This window comes from Oligella ureolytica DSM 18253, assembly GCF_000373745.1.
Taxonomy (GTDB): domain Bacteria; phylum Pseudomonadota; class Gammaproteobacteria; order Burkholderiales; family Burkholderiaceae_B; genus Oligella; species Oligella ureolytica.
In genome coordinates this window covers 1-19,290 of sequence record NZ_KB892314.1, presented here as the reverse complement: position 1 = coordinate 19,290, position 19,290 = coordinate 1, and the positions used below count along the sequence as shown (strand labels likewise).

The 19,290-nt window shown below is 47.4% G+C and carries 18 protein-coding genes; 7 read left to right on the top strand and 11 right to left on the bottom strand.

Annotated elements, in window-relative coordinates:
• The coding region (locus tag B092_RS0109280) for a transposase (RefSeq protein WP_018573907.1) at nt 1–220 on the bottom strand (220 nt) is incomplete at its 3' end.
• Nucleotides 221–252: 32 nt separating this feature from the next.
• Here B092_RS0109280 and B092_RS14120 point away from each other — a divergent pair.
• The gene (locus tag B092_RS14120) at nt 253–702 is read left to right on the top strand and encodes a type VI secretion system amidase effector protein Tae4 (protein ID WP_018574965.1); all 450 of its coding nucleotides are present in this window, start codon (nt 253–255) and stop codon (nt 700–702) included.
• Nucleotides 699–1,160: a type VI secretion system amidase immunity protein Tai4 gene (locus tag B092_RS0109270; RefSeq protein WP_018574964.1), complete on the top strand. Its 462-nt coding sequence runs from the start codon at nt 699–701 to the stop codon at nt 1,158–1,160. Before B092_RS14120 ends, B092_RS0109270 begins: the two co-directional genes overlap by 4 nt.
• A gap of 176 nt (nt 1,161–1,336) precedes the next feature.
• Here B092_RS0109270 and B092_RS0109265 read toward each other — a convergent pair whose 3' ends face one another.
• On the bottom strand, nt 1,337–2,674 hold the full coding sequence (locus B092_RS0109265) for an MFS transporter (RefSeq protein ID WP_018574963.1): 1,338 nt from the start codon (nt 2,672–2,674) through the stop codon (nt 1,337–1,339).
• Between the two features lie 105 nt (nt 2,675–2,779).
• Nucleotides 2,780–3,904 carry a cobalamin-independent methionine synthase II family protein gene (locus tag B092_RS0109260; RefSeq protein WP_018574962.1) on the bottom strand — a complete coding sequence of 375 codons (1,125 nt, stop codon included), beginning with the start codon at nt 3,902–3,904 and terminating at the stop codon, nt 2,780–2,782.
• Nucleotides 3,905–4,360: 456 nt separating this feature from the next.
• Here B092_RS0109260 and B092_RS0109255 point away from each other — a divergent pair, with 456 nt between their 5' ends.
• Nucleotides 4,361–4,558, top strand: a complete 198-nt coding sequence (locus tag B092_RS0109255) for a CsbD family protein (RefSeq protein WP_018574961.1) — start codon at nt 4,361–4,363, stop codon at nt 4,556–4,558.
• Nucleotides 4,559–4,661: 103 nt separating this feature from the next.
• On the opposite strand, the gene cysI is transcribed toward B092_RS0109255, so the two are convergent.
• From cysI to B092_RS14115, 5 genes are read right to left on the bottom strand one after another with little or no spacing between them, the layout of a single operon-like run.
• Entirely contained in the window at nt 4,662–6,428 is a 1,767-nt protein-coding gene (gene cysI, locus B092_RS0109250) for an assimilatory sulfite reductase (NADPH) hemoprotein subunit (protein ID WP_018574960.1), read from the bottom strand.
• Between the two features lie 29 nt (nt 6,429–6,457).
• Nucleotides 6,458–8,332: an assimilatory sulfite reductase (NADPH) flavoprotein subunit gene (locus B092_RS0109245; RefSeq protein ID WP_018574959.1), complete on the bottom strand. Its 1,875-nt coding sequence runs from the start codon at nt 8,330–8,332 to the stop codon at nt 6,458–6,460.
• 13 nt (nt 8,333–8,345) lie between these two features.
• Nucleotides 8,346–9,647, bottom strand: a complete 1,302-nt coding sequence (locus B092_RS0109240; protein ID WP_018574958.1) for a sulfate adenylyltransferase subunit 1 — start codon at nt 9,645–9,647, stop codon at nt 8,346–8,348.
• Between the two features lie 36 nt (nt 9,648–9,683).
• A complete protein-coding gene (cysD, locus tag B092_RS0109235) occupies nt 9,684–10,598 on the bottom strand; it encodes a sulfate adenylyltransferase subunit CysD (protein WP_018574957.1) in 915 nt (304 codons plus the stop codon).
• A 5-nt stretch (nt 10,599–10,603) separates the two neighbouring features.
• Entirely contained in the window at nt 10,604–11,377 is a 774-nt protein-coding gene (locus tag B092_RS14115) for a phosphoadenylyl-sulfate reductase (protein ID WP_018574956.1), read from the bottom strand.
• Nucleotides 11,378–11,734: 357 nt separating this feature from the next.
• Between B092_RS14115 and cysG the strand changes: the two genes are divergently transcribed.
• Nucleotides 11,735–13,168 (top strand): siroheme synthase CysG, encoded by a 1,434-nt coding sequence (cysG, locus tag B092_RS0109225; protein ID WP_018574955.1) that lies wholly within the window; start codon nt 11,735–11,737, stop codon nt 13,166–13,168.
• A gap of 136 nt (nt 13,169–13,304) precedes the next feature.
• Here cysG and B092_RS0109220 read toward each other — a convergent pair whose 3' ends face one another.
• On the bottom strand, nt 13,305–14,486 hold the full coding sequence (locus B092_RS0109220; RefSeq protein ID WP_018574954.1) for a CaiB/BaiF CoA transferase family protein: 1,182 nt from the start codon (nt 14,484–14,486) through the stop codon (nt 13,305–13,307).
• Between the two features lie 101 nt (nt 14,487–14,587).
• Entirely contained in the window at nt 14,588–15,769 is a 1,182-nt protein-coding gene (locus B092_RS0109215; protein WP_018574953.1) for an acyl-CoA dehydrogenase, read from the bottom strand.
• Nucleotides 15,770–15,889: 120 nt separating this feature from the next.
• On the opposite strand from B092_RS0109215, the gene B092_RS0109210 reads away from it, so the two are divergent.
• The 3 genes from B092_RS0109210 to B092_RS0109200 all read left to right on the top strand — a co-directional run bounded on the left by B092_RS0109210 (nt 15,890) and on the right by B092_RS0109200 (nt 18,913).
• Nucleotides 15,890–16,693 carry an IclR family transcriptional regulator gene (locus tag B092_RS0109210; RefSeq protein WP_018574952.1) on the top strand — a complete coding sequence of 268 codons (804 nt, stop codon included), beginning with the start codon at nt 15,890–15,892 and terminating at the stop codon, nt 16,691–16,693.
• Complete coding sequence (locus B092_RS0109205) at nt 16,690–17,313, top strand: pseudouridine synthase (RefSeq protein WP_018574951.1); 624 nt, start codon at nt 16,690–16,692, stop codon at nt 17,311–17,313. Before B092_RS0109210 ends, B092_RS0109205 begins: the two co-directional genes overlap by 4 nt.
• A gap of 142 nt (nt 17,314–17,455) precedes the next feature.
• On the top strand, nt 17,456–18,913 hold the full coding sequence (locus B092_RS0109200; protein WP_018574950.1) for a DASS family sodium-coupled anion symporter: 1,458 nt from the start codon (nt 17,456–17,458) through the stop codon (nt 18,911–18,913).
• Between the two features lie 184 nt (nt 18,914–19,097).
• Here the strand turns inward: B092_RS0109200 and tnpA are convergent.
• The coding region (gene tnpA, locus B092_RS0109195; RefSeq protein WP_018574949.1) for an IS200/IS605 family transposase at nt 19,098–19,290 on the bottom strand (193 nt) is incomplete at its 5' end.

The window sequence follows — 19,290 nt, the reverse complement described above, 5'->3', positions numbered from 1 at the left end:
GCTCTTCGGCATACATCTTTTTAAGACGTTGATTCTCCGCCTCAAGCTCTTTAAGGCGAGACATCATGGAGGCATCCATGCCACCGTATTTAGCACGCCACTTGTAGAACGTGGCGCTGCTCATGCCATGCTCCCGGCACAGCTCCGGCACTGGCGTACCGGCTTCAGCTTGTTTAAGAATCGCCATAATTTGGCTGTCAGTATATCGTGATCGTTTCATTGAATTTCCTTTATAAGAAATTCTACTTCTAATTGCTATGGTTTTCTGGGAGGATTACCGCAGAGGTTATTGGCGGACGTGTAGCATTTAACATTAATGAGGTTGATGAGCACTATCGCTGGAAAAACACATGCGCGGTGAGATTGAGCTATATCCTCAATGAGTCAGGCCTTAAAGTACCTGCGATCCCCGGCAAAACGGTGTCTGGCTCAGATGGTTCACAATATTTTTATCGAGTCAGGGATTTGAACGAATTTTTAATTTTAAGTCTTGGAAAACCTGAAGTAGTTTCTGGCGACGTCAGGAGTCCAGCGGGATTAAAGGGCCGTAAAGGTATTGTGTTATTTGATATTTCAGGTTGGACGGATGCTAGCGGACATGCTTCGCTTTTTGATGGTAATGGCTGCTATGATGCGTGTTACTTTTATCACCCTCAAGGGGCATACCAAACGAATAACATCTTTTTTTGGGAGTTTGAATGATTTTTTTACACACACAGCTGAAAATCAAAAAAATTCTTTATTTTTTAGCCTTAGTTCTCTGCGTTTTTGGCTTAACACAGACAATGTCAGTTGCTCAAGAAGATAATCATAGAGGCCCTCGCGCTGCCGAACGCTCATACGGGCAAAACTTCAAGGACATGGCTTTTGCGCATTGTTTGGGCAAGGCCTATGGAGGTGATGAGTTGATTACTCGAGATATCGCCAGTAGCCATGGGGCTTTGATTGAGTGGACTTATTATGATTTGGATAAGGCCCCGGAAGCAGTGACAAATTTAGTGCAGGCATATTTGGTGCAAGACTATAGTAATCCTCTGGCGGAGCAAGAGGCACCGGGCTTAGAGTTTAATTACTTAAAGTGCTTAGACCTTTATCATAGTCAAGAGTTAGATGACTTAATGCGTGAGGTGGTGGCTGAGCCTGAGAGTAGGATCCGTTAGTATTCAGTTAGTTAGCAAGAAAAAGGGTACCTATAAAGTCGTTAAATCCATCGGTTGCGCCACCGAGCGTCCGGAAATAGATGCGTTAAAATTGAAGGCACAAGGAGTGATTTTTACCTGATTAAAAGCCCAGCTCAACGTTCCAGTGAGTTGGGCTTGTTGCTTGTGGTTGAGTTTTAGGCCTGATGCGGCTGCGTTTTTATAAATAACTGCAAGCATGTGGCGGCTAGTAATAACGCTCCCGCATACAGCCAATATAAATGGCTAACAGACCAGTTGGCTTCCAACAAATGGCCGGCTACTACCGGCGAGGCCATGCCGCCTAGGCGTGCAAAAGCAAGCACTATGCCGACGCCCGAGCTTCGGGTAGCGGCTTCAAAGCTTTGTGGGGTGGTGGCATACAGTCCGGCAATGGATCCGTTAATTAAAAAACCAATGGCAATGCCTAGAGCAATGGCGGCGGGCAGGGACCAGCTAGTGGCTGGAATGACGGCACACAACGCAAAGACGCCTAATACCATTAATGATTGAGCCACGCGCTGTAAGTGCCAGCGACTGGCTAATAAGCCCAAAGCCAACGCACCCAGCATGCCGCCCACATGCAGCAGGACGCCACCGGCTACGCCTTTGTCGGCAGAAAGACCGGCTTGTTCTAGCAGTTTAGGGGTCCAGCTGGTGACAAAATAAAAACTAAACATTAAGGCAAAAAAACTACCGCCAAGTAACCAAGTGCGTACTGCACCGGGGCTCCACAAAAGGCGTAGCGCTTGTAAAGCGTTGGGTTTCAGACCGGGGGTTGGGTTGGACGACATAGGAAGTTGACCTTGCCCCATGCGTTGCAGTAGACGCTGGGCGCGTTGTTTGTCTTTAGGGTGGCGTCCTTGTAAGAGCTGATCGAGGGACTCGGGTAGGCCAATGGCAATTAACAAGGCTGTGATCCACGTTAAGATACCGCCCCAAATAAACACGTTCTGCCAAGCGCTGTGCTTTAACAGATAGGCCGCCAGCATACCGCCCAAGGTAGCGCCTAGGGCAAAACCCACCGATTGCAAACCAATCGCCAGAGCGCGCCACTTGGCGTTGGCGTATTCGCTAGTGAGCACGTTAGCGTTCACAATGCTACAACCAATGCCTATGCCCGTCAGAAAGCGCAAAGCGCCCAGTGTCCATGGATCTTGTACCCATTCAGTCACCACCATAAACGCCCCTGCTGCGAGCAAACTGGCTAAGACCATGGGACGACGGCCCCAGCGGTCTGAGAGTGGCGCTAAAAACACAGATCCCACCGTCATGCCAATAATGCCCGCCGAGAGCAACCAACCCAGCACGACGTTATTTAGCCCCCAGTCTTTGGAAACCGCTGAAGCGGTGAACGCCATGACAAGGACATCAATGCCATCGATGGCATTAATTAAAAAACATAAAGCAATGGCACGCCATTGCAAGGTGCTCATGGAGGCAGCGTCTAAATGTTGACGTAAGGTGAGAGGGGCAGGAGTGTTTGAGGAGTTCATAGCAACGTACGGCTCAGTTCACGAAATAGGGGTTTGGTGTGAAAAAAGGGAAAAAGAGCTCCGAAGAGCTCTTTGCTGTAGCGAATAGCACTAAACCGCTGGGGTTTAGTTGTTGGGTGTGCCCCAAACTTCGTTAGCGATGTCTACTACAAAGCGCAGTTTGGCGTCTTGCTCGGCTTCAGTGATGTTGTTGCCTTCTTCGGTGGAAGAGAAACCGCACTGAGGGCTGAGACAAAGTTGCTCTAGAGCGACATATTGTGAGGCTTCTTGAATACGGGCTTTAATTAATTCTTTGTCTTCGAGCTCGCCGGTTTTGGTGGTGACCAAGCCCAATACCACCTGCTGGTGGCCCGGTTTTACAAAACGCAAAGGACGGAAGTCGCCAGAGCGATCGTTGTCGTACTCTAAGAAGAAGGCATCCACATTGACGGTGCCAAAGAGCAGTTCGGCGACGGGCTCATAACCACCCGAGGAAATCCATGTAGAGCGGAAGTTGCCGCGACATACATGTAGACCGATAACGAGGTCATCGGGTTTGCCTTCGAGGATGCGGTTTAAAACATCAGCGTAGATTTTAGCGAGTTGGTCGGGGTCGTCGCCGCGATCGCGCACAATTTGTTTTTGTTCTTCGGAGCAGAGATACGCCCAAACGGTGTCATCCAACTGTAGATAGCGGCAGCCTGCTTGATAGAACGCAGTGAGCGCATCACGGTAGGTTTGTACTAAATCGTCGAAAAACTCGTTTAAATCGGGGTAAACGTCTGGACTGACTACATTACGGCCGCCACGGAAATGCAAAACGCTTGGGCTGGGGATAGTCATTTTAGGGTTGGCGCCGGATTCGAGTGATTTTAAGAACTCGAAGTCTTTAAGCATGGGGTGATCACCAAACTTGACCTTGCCGATGACACGCACGTTGTGTGATTTAGTTTGTACGCCAGAAAATTGAATACCTTCGTCGGCGTCGTAGCGCTCCACGCCCTCAAGCCCATCAAAAAAGTCAAAGTGCCACCAGGTGCGACGGAACTCGCCATCGGTAACAACGTGTAGACCGCAATTACACTGGTTTTGTACGCTGTGACGGATGGCTTTGTCTTCTTCTTCACGTAACTCACTGGCGGATAACTCACCTTTTTCAAAGGCTTGGCGCGCTTGTTTTAAAGCGGTTGGACGTAAATAGCTGCCCACTACATCTGCACGAAAAGGGGGCAAGGATCGGAATAAAGACATGTAATACCTCTAAAAATCGTCCTCATGCCTGAGCATGAGTGAAAAAATCAATAGATGGATCATATTCGTTTTAAGCGATAAAAGAAAATGATAGTTTTTCAATTTAGTATGAATTTTATTCATATTAATGGTTTTTAACATGAATAACGCTGCGTTTTCTTTTAGAGATGTTTTTGGCGCGTGATTATCGTGAACCGCTGGTCGAGTCCGAGCGCAGTATCCGCTAGTGTTAATGATGTTTTTTGCATCACACTACATTTTGTTGCTTAAGTGTAAAACTATGAAAACTGCCTTGATCAGGGTGTGGCATCCGAACTAACTTAAAACTTCATAAAGACACTTTTTTGTAGTTACTTTATGAACAGTTAAGTCACTAAGATTTAGCTGCTTTGAAATGCAGTATCACAAAAAGATGGTTTATTTTGAATTATCTTAACTCGACACAGGGAGTTTATTATGAATACAGATATTATCAAAGGCAATTGGAAAGAGATCAAAGGTAAGGTCAAGCAGCAATGGGGTAAATTGACTGATGATGACCTTCAGCAAATTGATGGTAAAAGAGAAGAGCTGGTCGGTAAAATCCAAGCGCAGTACGGCTATGCACGTGAGCAAGCGGAAGAAGAAGTCAAGAAATGGGAAGATAGTTACTAGATACGTCGTGCTTAATTAGCTCTACTAAAAATCAAACATGGTCCATACTCCTAAAAGGAAGTATGGACCATGTTTTGATATGTGCTATGACTATGTGGCCGGTTTAATTCGCCGCCCAAAAGTCCTTGGCTGAATCAATAACCGGCTTTACAATCTCGCGTCGAATCGCAAAATCACCGAAGGCCTCACCATCTTCACGATTCTCTGACCAGTCTTTAATCCAATCATCGATAATAGTGATAATCTCGTCCGTGGCGATATTTTCTTTGTAAAGCTTAGGAATACGCGTACCGATGAGGTTACCACCCACGTGTAGGTTGTAGCGGCCGGGCGCTTTACCGACCAAGGCGATTTCGGCCAGCATTGCTCGACCGCAGCCGTTAGGGCAACCGGTAATACGGGTAATGATGGTGTCATCAGCGACGCCGTGTTTAGCCATGATGTCATCAAGCGTATCAATAAAGCTCGGTAAATAGCGTTCCGCTTCAGCCATTGCCAGAGGGCAGGTCGGTAATGACACACAGGCCATGGCTTGTTTACGCAGTGGTGTCACGCTGTCAACAATTAATGCGTGGTCACGGGCGATTTGTTCGATTTTCTCTTTCTGATCAGCCGACACATTAGCCACAATGATGTTTTGGTTGGCCGTTAAGCGGAAATCGCCTGTGTGAATTTCGGCAATTTTACGTACACCGGTTTTGAGAGGACGCCCAGGGAAGTCCAATAAGCGACCGTTTTCAATAAAGAGGGTCAGGTGCCATTTCTTATCCACCCCTTCGACCCAGCCGATACGATCCCCACGACTTGTAAACTCATAAGGGCGAGTGGCTTCGAAGGTAATACCTGCACGTTTCTCGACTTCTGCGGCAAAGCGGTCGGCACCGACACGTTGGATGGTGTAGCGGGTTTTGGCGTTTTTGCGGTCGCTACGATTACCCCAGTCGCGCTGTGTCGTCACAACGGCTTCGGCGACTTTCAGAACATCATCCAGTTTGACAAAGCCAAATTCATAAGCCAATTCTGGGAATGTTTTGGTATTGCCATGCTCAAAGGACAAACCGCCCCCAACTAATACGTTAAAACCGACTAACTTGCCATTTTCCCCAATCGCCACAAAATTTAAGTCATTGGCGTGAAGATCAACGTCGTTATGAGGAGGGATAACGACCGCCGTTTTAAACTTACGCGGCAAGTAGGTGTTACCTAAAATGGGTTCGGTCGGGTCACTGGCTTCCTTGGTGGTGGGTTTAGATAACTCAGTACTAAAGAGCTTTTCACCATCTAACCAAATATCAGCGTAGGCGTTGGTCTTGGGTAATAAGTGCTCAGAGATCTTCTTAGCCCATTCATACGCTTCAGCATGCAGTTTACTTTCAACCGGGTTCGAGGTACAGAGTACGTTACGGTTGACGTCACCTGCTGTGGCGAGTGAGTCTAAGCCTAACTGATGCAGCCATTGGTGCATTGGTTTAATATCGTCTTTTAACACGCCGTGGAACTGGAAAGTCTGGCGATTTGTAATACGAATGCTGCCGTAGTCGGTGTGCTTTTCTGCGAACTCATCAATGCCTAACCATTGCTGAGGATTGATGATACCACCGGGTAAGCGGCAGCGTAACATCACGTTTTTCTTAGGTTCTAGCTTACTCTCAACTCGAGCCGCACGAATATCACGGTCATCTTGCTCGTACATACCGTGGAAGCGGATTAACTGGAAGTTATCACCTTTGAAACCACCGGTTAAACCGTCTTTTAAATCTTCGGCAATACCGCCTCTTAAGTAATCACTTTGGCCTTTTAGGCGCTCGTTGTCTGATAAAGGACCATCAACCACTAAGTCTTTATCCACTACTGTATTGTCTTTTGTCATTTTTTAATCCTGAAACTTATCGCATTAAACTAATAAACATCGCGCTGATAGCGTTTTTCTTCACGGAGCTCGTTTAAGTAGTCCTCAGCGTCTTCAGCAGAGAGTTTGCCCTCTTTGCTGATAATATCAATTAGGGTGTTTTCAACGTCTTTCGCCATGCGGTTGGCGTCACCACACACATAGAAATGGGCACCGTCTTGTAGCCACTGCCAAACATCTTGGCTGCGTTGGGCTAATTTATGTTGTACGTATTCTTTTTTATCGCCCTGGCGAGACCAAGCAAAATCATATTTAGGTAAATAGCCCGCTTGGTGTAATTGAATCCATTCACTTTGGTATAAAAAGTCTTCAGTAAAGCGCTGATTACCGAAAATTAACCAGTTCCTACCCTTGTCACCCTTGGCCTGACGTTCCTGCATAAAGGCCCTAAAGGGGGCAATGCCGGTGCCGGCACCGATCATAATGATCGGGGTATCGCCATTTTCTGGGAGGCGGAAATTGCGGTTTGGTTCAATAAAGATCTTGAACTCATCACCTTCTTCGATACGATCCGCTAGGAAACCACTGGCAGCTCCTTGATACTCTTTTTCATCTTTGTCATAACGTACTGTTCTGACGGTAATGTGCACCTCATCGCCCACTTCTTCTTGTGAGCTGGCAATGGAGTACAGTCTGGGTGCTAGCGGTCTGAACAAATCGTGTAGTTGTTGAGCGCTTAAATTGACCGGATGATCTGCCACAATAAAGATGGGCGGACGCTCTTGGATATACTCATTGAGGACAGCCGTGTCATCGACAATCGCCGCTAAGTCTTTTTTGCAGTCTGCTGTCAAATAATCGGCATAGGCACGCACAAACTGAGGTGTGGTTTCAGTGATATCAAGGTATTCGGTGAGCGCCTTTTTGATGGTGACTTCAGCACCACTTGCCAAATTAACCTTATCGCCGGGGTTCACCTTGGTGAGCTCAATCAATTCGTCGACGACGCTTTCGGCGTTAAAGAAGTAAACGCCTAATGAGTCACCCGCTTCATACGTAATACCGGAATCACCCAAATCAATTTCGTAGTGGATAACTTCGTTAGCCTGTTCCGTGGTGATGCGTTGCTTCGTGATGAGTTCGGCAGTATAGGGGTTGCTTTTGCTATACGTGTTTGCCACAGGTGCTGCGGTGTCAACGCCAGCTGCGGTTGCCCCATTGATGGCACCATTTGAACTTGTAGGTGTATCAATCAGGATGGTTTGTAGATGATCCGTGATATCACTGCGCCATTGATCGGCTTGAGCGGTGAAATCTAAATCACAGTCCACACGATCAAATAAACGCTTAGCGCCGAGTTTTTCGAATTGATCATCAAAGTCTTTGGCTGCTTGGTTATATTTTGGATAACTTGAGTCGCCAAGACCTAATACAGCAAAACTGACACTACTGAGATCGGGTGCTTTTTTATGAAAAATAAACTTATATAAAGGCACGGCTTCTTCCGGCGCCTCCCCTTCACCTTGGGTGGAGGTCACCAGTAACACAATATCCTCATCGACTAAGCTGCGACTGCGGTAATCACCCGCAGAAGCAAGACTAACCTCGGCGTTAGTGTGTTGCAATTGTTCAAATAAGTGCTTAGCGACCGCTTGAGCATTACCTGTTTGCGAGCAGGATAGAACTAAAATACGTCTTTTCTCAGCAGGAGTGACCGCTTCAGCGGCAATGGCTTGATGTTGCGCCGGTGTGGCTGCGCCGTTAACGTCAGCCCCGTTGACAAGCTCGAGATTTTGTTGGCTTAGCGCCCAGCTATAGCCGGAGATCCAAGCTAGCTGGGTCGGGTCTAAGGTCGTTAATTGTTGAGCGATTTGCGGCAGCAGCGGTTTATTTGTTCCGCTTACTGATTGTTGTTGATCTAGCATGTGCTTCCTACTCCTACTGATCCAATAAGGTGTTAATCATGCCGGCGGCAACGGTATGGTTAGTTGCCTCATCAATTAGAATAAAGGCGCCACTGAGGTGGTTATCTGTATATGGGGTGGCCGTAATGGCTTGTTGAAGTGATAGTTGGGCTTGGGCAATGTCATTCATATCCAAGTACTCAACATGCTCTTCGCGGCTTAGGTTATTAACATCCCAACGGTATTCGAGCTTTTTCACTTTGGCGTAAACCGATTGATGGCCATGTTTTAACCAATAACGACGAGCGGTGTTGAGTGGCTTGTCATCCATCCAAGCAATATGAGCACGGATTGAGCGACTGGCTTGGATAGCGTTGTCGGCAGCGACTAGGGTGTCACCGCGAGAGATATCGACGTCATTGTCCAGCGTGATCGTCAATACCTGACCGCTGACAGCTTCCTGTTGGCTACCGTTGGGACCAAAAATTTCTTTGATGCGACTGCGTTGACCGCTAGGTTCTACGCGTATTTCTTGACCAACGACGAGTTTTCCTGCTGTTAGACGTCCTTGATAGCCGCGGAAATCATCTAATGCGCTACCGTCTTGGCGTACGACGCGCTGCACCGGGAAGAGACTGAGGTCGCCCTGTGCTGTGTCTTTGCTATGTTGTCTACTCGGTAAATCTTCTAATAGAGGTAATAGCGCAGGGCCTTTGTACCAAGGCATTCTCTCGCTGAGATGCACAATGTTTTCGCCGTGTAAGGCGGAAATAGGAATAAACAGCGGGGTAACGGCTAAGTTTATTTGAGCGGCCAGTTTTTTATAAGCTTCAACAATTTTATTAAAAGCGGTTTCGTCATAACCTAATAAGTCGAGCTTATTGATAGCCACAATAATATTTGGGATACCCAATAGCTTTAACAGCGCACTGTGTCGCTTACTTTGACGCTGCAAAGTCACCTCATCTTGACTTAAGTCTAAACGACTCGCGTCAATTAAGACAATGGCCGCATCGGCGGTTGACGCACCGGTCACCATGTTACGTGTGTATTGTTCGTGTCCGGGGGTATCGGCTAGGATAAATTTACGCTTTGGGGTCGCAAAGTAGCGGTAGGCAACATCAATGGTGATACCTTGCTCACGCTCAGCGGCAAGACCATCAGTCAGTTGTGCGAAATCCAAGCTGTTATTGCTGCTGTCTTGGCTTTTTTCGAGCGTATCTACCTGATCGCTCATTAAGCTATGACTATCATATAAAAGACGACCGATGAGGGTGGATTTTCCGTCATCCACACTGCCGGCCGTTATAAAACGTAAAAGAGAATTTGTTGACATAATGAACCTTTAAAAATCGATACTCAACGTTGCTGTCTAGAAATAACCGGCACGTTTTCTTTCTTCCATCGCGACCTCAGAGACCTGGTCATCTAAGCGCGTCGCACGACGCTCGGAGATGGTGCTACCGGCCGTTTCGGCAATAATTTGTGTGGTGGTAGTGGCTTCGCTGGCGACCGGGCAGGTACATGAGATATCACCGACGGTTCTAAAGCGTACGGAGCGAATGTCACTTTGCTCCCCCTCGCGTTTCGGTGTTAAGGGTGTGACCGGTACTAATAAGCCATCACGCGGAACGACTTCACGTTGATGGGCAAAGTAAATCGATGGCAGGGCTAATTGCTCGCGTTCAATGTATTGCCAAATATCCAACTCAGTCCAGTTCGAGATCGGGAAAATACGCATGCTTTCGTCAGGGTGCAGACGGGTGTTATAAATATTCCATAACTCAGGGCGTTGCGCCTTAGGATCCCACTGTCCGAACTCATCGCGGAAAGAGAAGATACGCTCTTTTGCTCGAGCCTTTTCTTCATCACGACGGGCACCGCCCATGAGGGCATCAAAACCGTGTTCTTCAATGGTCTCCAGTAATGTGACAGCTTGTGCCGCATTACGTGAGTCTGTTTCACGACGTAGCACCACGGTGCCTTTTTTGATGGAGTCTTCAACGTGACCGACCACTAAGTCGGCATTGAGGCGTGCCACGGTTTCGTCACGAAACGTAATGACTTCCGGATAATTGTGACCCGTATCAACGTGCAGTAATTTAAACGGCAAAGTTAACGGACGGCCCGGAATCCGGAAGGCTTTAACTGCAAGCGCCAATAACACCACAGAGTCTTTACCACCGGAAAATAGCAGTGCCGGATTCTTGGCATCGGCAATGACTTCACGGATGATGTAAATCGATTCCGCTTCTAATTCATTTAAATGTTGATTATCAATAAACATGGTGATTACAATCCTACTGATTCTTTTTTGTTGTTGGTGTGAGCGTCTGCTTGCCGGTGTAGACCGCATTCTTTGCTGTCCTTGTTTTCCCACCACCAGCGACCGGCACGAATATCTTCTGACAGTCTGATGGGTCGAGTACAGGGCTCACAGCCAATGCTTGGGTAGCCTTTTTTATAGAGTGCATTGAGTGGTAAGTCATGTGCTTGCACATAAGCCCAAACGGCTTCTTCTTCCCATGCAAAAATCGGATTAAATTTGGTAATGCCGCGCTGCGTGTCTTTTTCTTCAAAAGGTAATTCTGTGCGTGTGGCAGATTGACTGCGGCGCTGACCGGTGAGCCAGGCATCTGCACCGTCCAAGGCGCGGTTCAATGGCTCAATCTTGCGAATACCGCAGCATAATTTGCGTTGCTCTAAGCTGTCATAAATTGAACTGATACCGTGATTCTTATCAAAATGACGTACAGCTTCCTCTTGAGGGTGGTATTGCTCTATGTGTAACTCCGGGAAATGCTGTCGAGTTGCCTCAAGTAATTCGAGTGTTTCCGGATTTAATTTAGCGGTATTGAGCGTAAATACAGTAATGGGGAGTTTGAGGCGGGCAATCACCTCGGTAATGACCATATCTTCCACCGCTAAGCTGGACGCAAAGCGTACATCTTTGTGGCTTGCGGAAATGGTGCGTAAATTTTGCTCAAGCTCCTGTTGGAGCGTCGGCAAATGCCTAAAAGTGGCCTCACTTACTACCGGAGCGTGCCAGAGTTGGGGACTAAACATTGTTATTCACTAAATAAAAATTTAAATTTTGGAATGTTTTTCAGTCTAAGCGAGCTTCTTAATAATTAAAAACAATTAATCTTTCTATTAATATGGTTATTTGTTATAAGGTAGGACAGATCGGGCCTAGCGCTTTATATGAAATTAAACATTAAGCTTAAAACTAAAAGTACTTAGTTCAAATCAAGTTAATATCAGCGGAAAAGGCTGTAAATAGGGGCTGTGAAGAGGGCGTTACAATTCTCTATATAAATAAAAGTAGTATGCATAGAGTTTTTTAGTCGTTTGTTTTATATTGATTTTGATCTCTAATGGAGAGTCCAGTAAGTATTACGGTCAATAGTTTACGTTTTTGTTATGAATGACTCTTCTAGTTTTTTTGCCCTCTTTGCTAATTTACACAATCGTCCAGTCCTCTTAGTCGGTGCAGGCACTGTGGCTGAGCGCAAAGCCTTGGCCTTATTAAAAGCCGGTGCGCGCATCAAGGTGGTCGCACGCGAGTTATCTGAGCAGTTTGTTAATTGGCAGCTTGAAGGTCACATTGAGTATTTGGGTGAAGAGTTTCACCCACAACAATTATCAACCGTCTATTTAGTGGTGGCAGCGACTAATGACGAGGCATTAAATCAGCGTGTGTATGTCGCAGCTGAAGCGCAGTCTACCTTTTGTAATGTGGTTGATAGCCCCAAGCATTGTTCATATATTACGCCCGCAGTGATTGATCGGCACCCTTTGCAAATTGCAATCAGTAGTGGCGGTACGGCACCCGTATTAGCACGCTTATGGCGTGAGCGCATTGAGAGTCAACTACCTCAGCATATTGGTAAGGTAGCGAGCTTTGTCGATAGATGGCGCCAAGAGGTTAAAACAAAAATTAAAACCTTAGCCAAGCGTCGCAATTTCTGGGAGGAAATTTTACAAGGCCCATTAAGCGGCACCATTGAAGTAGGTGATGAAGAAAGAGCGATGCAAATTATGCGTGATGCCATACAGCAAGCGCAAAATAAGCAACATCAGCAACCGCTGGGTGAGGTGGTGTTAGTGGGTGCAGGCCCCGGTGATGCCGGTTTACTCACATTAAAAGCTTTACAAGCCATACAAGCGGCGGATGTGGTGCTTTATGATGCTTTAGTTTCTCCCGCTGTACTTGAGCTGGTGCGTCGTGATGCGGATCGCATTAACGTCGGCAAGCGTGCCGGTGCTCACCATGTGATTCAAGAAAAAACCAATGCATTGATGGTCAAATTAGCCAAAGAAGGGCAGCGGGTAGTACGACTAAAAGGGGGCGATCCCTTCGTGTTTGGTCGCGGAGGCGAAGAGGCGCAGGTCTTAGCTAAAGAGGGTATACCTTTTCGTATCGTGCCGGGCATTAGTGCTGCCCTAGGGGCAACGGCCTACGCTGGCATTCCCTTGACCCATCGTGAATTGGCCCATAGTGCGATTTTAATCAGTGGCAGCGGTGCCGAGGAAAAAGACGCCAATGATTGGCAGGCCTTGGCGAAGACGGAGCAGACCTTGGTGATTTATATGGGCTCGCTTAAAGCCGCGACGATTCAGAAGCAGCTGATTGCCAATGGTCGTAAAGCGAACACGCCAATTGCTATCATCAGCCGTGGCACAACTGAACAGCAAGAGGTGGTGACCGGCTCGTTGGCGGAGTTGAGTCAATTAGCGCTGGCAGCGCCACGCCCCTCTTTGATTGTCATTGGTGAGGTCGTGAGTTTGCATCAGGAACTGGCGTGGAATAATCAGCACGCGATCACGGCAACGGAGGTTGCTCTTAGGGCATAGCATACACTCCGGCCAAGCACAAAAATGCGATGATGCTTAGTGTATCCGGGCATCATCGCGATAAGAAGGAGACAGATTCTATTGTCCGCGTTGTTGATTAACACCATAAATCACAACGCGCTTTCTTATATTTAAACTAGATAATATTGGCTTGTTGCCATTGAGCGATTTGCTCATCATCAAAATAGTCCTGCAATACCTTGGTGGTATCCTGTCCAAGAGTAGGGGGCGGACTTTGATATTGCACCGGGGTGTCAGAGAGCTTAATCGGGTTGCCCAACACGCGTACCGGGCTACCTTCAAAGCTGACAACCATGCCGCGCGCTGCTGCTTGCGGTAAGTTTAACGCTTCATCAATGCTATTGATGGCACCGCAGGGCACGCCTGCCTGCTCAAATAGCGTAATCCATTGGTCACGAGACTTTTGGAGAAAGACGGCTTCAATGAGTGGAATGAGTAGGTCTCGGTTTTGGACGCGTAGTGGATTACTTGCAAAGCGAGGATCCTGATCCCAAGTTTCACCCATCACGCGGCAAACTGCAGCAAACTGCTTGTCATTACCGCACGCCAAGACTAAATGTTGTTGCTCTGCGACTTCAAAGACTTGATAGGGCACAATGCTTTGGTGCGCATTGCCCAAACGCGGAGGTGTTTTGCCATTGGCTAAGTAGTTTTGACCAATATTGGCACTCATGGCGAGGGCACTATCAAGTAGCGATACATCCACATGCTGGCCACGGCCACTTTGCTCGCGGGCGCGTAATGCCGCTTGAATACCGATGGTCAGCTGTAAACCGCTAAAGAGATCAACTACCGCAACGCCTACTTTGTGTGGCATGCCGTCACTTGGTCCGGTAATGCTCATCAGTCCCGATAACGCTTGGATAATGTAGTCATAGCCCGGTTTGTCGGCATCGGGACCTGTTTGGCCAAAACCGGTTAAGGAGGCGTAGATTAAGCGAGGGTTTAATGCACTCAAGGAATCATAGTCGAGACCGTATTTTTTTAGACCACCGACTTTAAAGTTTTCAACGAGAATATCGGCCTCTTCGGCTAGGCGACGAATGATACGCTGCCCTTCGGGGTGGCTGATATCGACGGTGAGTGACTGCTTATTGCGATTAATCGTTGCAAAATAGGCTGAGGTATTGTCAGCAAAGCTTGGAGGGGTCCATTGGCGGGTCTCATCACCTTGGCCAGGACGCTCAACTTTGATGACGTGGGCGCCTAAATCAGCGAGAATTTGCGTGCAACTTGGTGCCGCCAATACACGTGATAAGTCCAGAACTTTAATGCCAGCAAGGGCCGTTGTTTTCATCAATTACTCTTTATAGGCTAAAAAAGGGGTTGAAGATCGTGGACTACAAGTAGATAGCAAGTAGTCCACTGACTAGGCGATGCGCTGTGTTAATTCGCTAATTAACGAGCAGCAAAGGCCTGAATACCGGTTTGAGCGCGACCGAGAATTAGCGCATGGACATCATGGGTACCTTCATAGGTATTAACCGCTTCCAAGTTCATGACGTGACGAATGACATGGAACTCATCAGACACACCATTACCCCCATGCATGTCACGAGCCACTCGGGCAATATCCAAGGCCTTGCCGCAGTTGTTGCGCTTGATGATAGAAATCATCTCCGGTGCTGCACGATCTTCATCAAGTAGGCGACCAACACGTAGGGCAGCTTGTAAGCCGAGACTAATTTCAGTCTGCATATTGGCAAGCTTTAACTGAAAGAGTTGGGTGGCGGCGAGTGGACGACCAAACTGAATACGATCCAAGCTGTATTGATGTGCCGCATGCCAGCAGAACTCGGCAGCACCCATCGCGCCCCAAGCAATACCGTAACGGGCTTTATTCAAACAACCGAAAGGTCCCTTAAGGCCACGTATCTCAGGAAAAGCATTTTCTTCCGGAACGAAGACCTCATCCATGACAATTTCACCGGTGATGGAGGCACGTAGTGAGAATTTCCCTTCAATGGCAGGAGCAGATAAGCCTTTCATGCCTTTTTCGAGGATAAAACCGCGAATCACATCGTCATCATCTTTAGCCCAAACGATAAATACATCGGCCACCGGGCTATTGGTAATCCACATTTTATTACCGGTAATTGAGTAGCCGCCATCAACTTTGCGGGCACGAGTTTTCATTGAGCCGGGGTCAGAACCGGCATCAGGTTCGGTTAAACCGAAGCAGCCGATGAATTCACCGCTTGCTAATTTAGGTAGGAATTTTTGCTTTTGATCCTCTGTGCCGTAGGCCCAGATGGGGTGCATGACTAAGCTGGACTGTACACTCATGGCCGAGCGGTAACCTGAGTCAACACGCTCAACGGCACGTGCGATGAGGCCATAAGATACATGTGACATGCCGGCGCAGCCATAGCCATCAATGGTTGCCCCTAATAATCCTAACTCACCCATGCGCTTCATGAGCTCAGTATCAAAGTGCTCATGACGATTTGCTTCAAGGATGCCCGGCATCAGCACCTCTTGACAGAAAGTCTCGGCACTCTCTGCGACCATGCGCTCCTCTTCGGTAAGCTGATCTTCTAATAAAAACGGGTCTTCCCACTTAAATGATGGACGTGACATAGTTAACTCCTACCTATACTAATGAATTATTTATTTAAATAATGTTTCGCTATGCAAAACTAATGATATACTATGCGGAACTATGTGATTGAATTTACTACGTTTAAATAGGCTTGTAAAGTGTTAAATAACTTATTAAGTAGTATTGAGCAAAGTGAAAAGGAAAGTGATCGCCAATTTATCACCTCACTTGCGCGTGGATTGAGCGTTTTGTACAGTCAGCGCTTTTATCCTAATGGTATGTCCCATCAGCAAATTGTGGACATTACCCAACTACCTAAAGCGACGGTGAGTCGTGTTTTGCATACCTTGATCAAGTTGCGATTCCTGCGCAAGCACCCAAGTACCGGCTTATATGTGACGGATATTCGTTTCAGAGAAATGGCACAGATTGCGCTTGATTCCAATCAGCTAGTGCGTGATGCGCGTCCATTGATGATGGCTTTTGCTGAAAAATATGAGGTGTCCGTCAGTTTAGCGGTAGAAGATGGTGGTGAGATGCTGTATTTAGAAAGCATTCGTTCGCCGGCCCGTTTGGCCGTGCAGTTAACCGTCGGCTCTACCGTGCCGTTGATCGATACGGCCATTGGTCGTGCCTATTACAGTGCCTTAGATGATACGCAGCGTAAGCTCTTAGAGGATCATGGCTTAAAAGCACATTTAGCTGAGAATCAAGAGGTAAGAAAGCGGATACTCAGGGAACAAATGGACTTTTTTACAGAGCATGGTTATTGTTATTCTGTCGGCGAGTTTTCACACGATATAACGGCGGTCGCCGTGGTTGTGCGAAGTGACGGGGTAACCAACGGCGTGTATGCGCTCAATGCAAGTGTCCCTTCGTCACGCGTGAGTTTGGAGGAATTAATTGCTAAGGTCGTCGAGCCACTTAAGGCCTTAGCTAAGGATTTGGAGCAGTTATCGTGACTAAAAGATACTCAACAAGATCAGCTAAGACCTATCGCGTAGCCACTAAAAGAGCGGTGAATAGACCAACATCTGCTCCGCGTTTAATTCTTTTTAATAAGCCCTATGATGTGCTAACGCAGTTTAGTGATGAGGCGGGTCGCACGACGCTAAAAGACTTTATCCCGATTCCTGATGTCTATGCTGCCGGGCGCTTGGATAGGAATAGTGAGGGTTTACTGCTTTTAACCAATGATGGTCAATTGCAGGCGCGTATCGCAGAACCTAAGTACAAAACTAAAAAAACCTATTGGGCGCAGGTAGAAGGTGAGGTTAGGGAAGAGCAGTTGCAGCAGTTGCGCCGAGGTGTGCAGCTCAAAGATGGTATGACCTTACCGGCCGAGGTTAGGCAAATTGAAGCAGCGGATATTTGGCCACGCAATCCGCCCATTCGCTATCGTGAAACGGTCCCGACCAGTTGGTTGGAAATAAGTATTATTGAGGGTAAAAATAGACAAGTACGTCGCATGACAGCCGCCGTTGCTTTGCCGACGTTGCGTTTGATTAGAGTCAAGGTAGGCCCTTGGGATTTGGGTGATTTGCAACCGGGCGAATGGCGAGAAGTACCGGCAAAAATCTGACGACGATGTGCTGCGCGAGACTTACTCATACTCCGTTGAGACTCCTTTGGGGGTGAGCTAAATAAGCGCAACAGCCACCATACAACTCACTTATAATAACCTTATAAAAGTACTTCTTCCACATAATCTACGGAGAGTCATTATGGGGTTTAGGCCAATACCAGCGGCTATTTCTGTCGCCCTTGCTTTAGTTATCTGCTTTGTTATTCCCGTTCCGGAAGGCGTAACATCGGATGCTTGGATGTTACTGGGGATGTTTGTCGGGGTGATTTCTGCCATTATCGGCAAGGTGATGCCCATCGGCGCGTTATCTATTCTTGCGATTACCTTGGTGGCGGTGACGGGGGTCACTTCTGAAACAACGTCAGGGGCAATTAATGATGCCTTGAGCAGTTTTGCCAATCCACTGATTTGGTTAATTGGTGCGGCGATTATGATTTCTCGTGGCATCATTAAGACCGGTTTGGGTGAGCGGGCCGGTTATTACTTTATTGCTATTTGGGGTAAAAAGACGATCGGCATTGCCTATAGTCTGGCCATTACTGAGCTGATATTGGCGCCCGTCACACCGAGTAATACCGCACGAGGCGGGGGGATTATTCACCCTTTAGTGCGCTCCATTGCCAAGACTTACGACTCCGATCCTGAAAAAGGCACCGAGGCTCGTATGGGTAAATTCTTGGCTCTGGTAAATTATCATTGTAATCCCATCTCTGCTGCCATGTTTGTCACGGCAACGGCGCCTAATCCCCTCGTCGTGAATCTGGTGGCTGAATCAACCAATATGGATATTAATTTAAGCTGGGGCACATGGGCTATCGCCATGTTGTTGCCGGGCTTGGTGGCGATGGCGATTATGCCGTTGGTTATTTATATGATGTATCCGCCGGAGATTAAGGAAACACCTAACTCGGCAGAGTTCGCTTTTGAACGCCTAAAGGAAATGGGACCGATCACGCGCAATGAGTACATTATGTTGGGCATTTTCACCATCTTATTGCTTCTTTGGGCAGGTATTCCGGAGATGATTTTTGGTGCTGCTTGGGCGGTTAATGCGACCACTACTGCTTTTATTGGTTTATCTCTTCTGTTAATCACGGGCGTGCTGACGTGGGAAGATATTATTACTGAGCGTAGTGCGTGGGATACGATCACGTGGTTTGCGGCCCTCGTGATGATGGCTACTTTCCTAAATAAATTGGGTCTAATTACATGGTTCTCCAATATGCTAGAAACAAGTATTGGCGGCTTGGGTTTACATTGGGCACTGGCAACCGGTTTGTTATTGTTAGCTTACCTTTATGCGCACTATATGTTTGCCAGTACCACGGCGCATATCACGGCGATGTTTGCAGCCTTTTTTACTGCGGGAGTGGCGTTGGGCGCACCGCCCATGTTGTACGCGCTGTTAATGGCAGCGGCTTCTAATATCATGATGACCCTAACGCATTATGCAACAGGCACCTCACCCGTGGTGTTCGGTTCCGGCTTTACAACCTTAGGTGAATGGTGGAAAGCGGGCTTTGTGATGAGTGTTGTGAACCTTGTCGTCTTTGTTGTGATCGGCGGCATTTGGTGGAAGATATTGGGTTATTGGTAGGTTGTTTTTAGTTAGGATGAGTGCCACATTGCGTGGCACTTTTGAGTCTAAAAGCCCAAAGAATGTCTAGAAATGTTTAAATTAATGAGTTTTAGACATTCGCCAAGATTTACCAAAATACGCGGAAAGCCTCGTCGTTTAGGGCGAGGGTGAATAGCGCGGACGGCAACGCCGTCCTTTGAATCTATGGTGGCGTTTGCTGTTGCTCGATATACTGTCGAATGATTTCAATCGGCGCGCCGCCACAGCTTCCAGCAAAATAACTTGGCGACCATAAAGCCCCTTTCCACAGTTTCTTTTTAATGTTGGGGTAGTTCTTTTTTCGGATAAGAAGACTGGATATACCCTTTAGGCTATTAACCAGTTTTGATATGGCA

Coding starts and splice junctions, on each gene's coding strand:
- cysG (WP_018574955.1), top strand. CDS start 11,735: ATGAATGACTCTTCTAGTTTTTTTGCCCTCTTTGCTAATTTACACAAT.
- B092_RS0109215 (WP_018574953.1), bottom strand. CDS start 15,769: ATGTCACGTCCATCATTTAAGTGGGAAGACCCGTTTTTATTAGAAGAT.
- B092_RS0109220 (WP_018574954.1), bottom strand. CDS start 14,486: ATGAAAACAACGGCCCTTGCTGGCATTAAAGTTCTGGACTTATCACGT.
- B092_RS0109260 (WP_018574962.1), bottom strand. CDS start 3,904: ATGTCTTTATTCCGATCCTTGCCCCCTTTTCGTGCAGATGTAGTGGGC.
- B092_RS0109240 (WP_018574958.1), bottom strand. CDS start 9,647: ATGTCAACAAATTCTCTTTTACGTTTTATAACGGCCGGCAGTGTGGAT.
- B092_RS0109270 (WP_018574964.1), top strand. CDS start 699: ATGATTTTTTTACACACACAGCTGAAAATCAAAAAAATTCTTTATTTT.
- cysD (WP_018574957.1), bottom strand. CDS start 10,598: ATGTTTATTGATAATCAACATTTAAATGAATTAGAAGCGGAATCGATT.
- cysI (WP_018574960.1), bottom strand. CDS start 6,428: ATGACAAAAGACAATACAGTAGTGGATAAAGACTTAGTGGTTGATGGT.
- B092_RS0109200 (WP_018574950.1), top strand. CDS start 17,456: ATGGGGTTTAGGCCAATACCAGCGGCTATTTCTGTCGCCCTTGCTTTA.
- B092_RS14115 (WP_018574956.1), bottom strand. CDS start 11,377: ATGTTTAGTCCCCAACTCTGGCACGCTCCGGTAGTAAGTGAGGCCACT.
- B092_RS0109255 (WP_018574961.1), top strand. CDS start 4,361: ATGAATACAGATATTATCAAAGGCAATTGGAAAGAGATCAAAGGTAAG.
- B092_RS0109245 (WP_018574959.1), bottom strand. CDS start 8,332: ATGCTAGATCAACAACAATCAGTAAGCGGAACAAATAAACCGCTGCTG.
- B092_RS0109265 (WP_018574963.1), bottom strand. CDS start 2,674: ATGAACTCCTCAAACACTCCTGCCCCTCTCACCTTACGTCAACATTTA.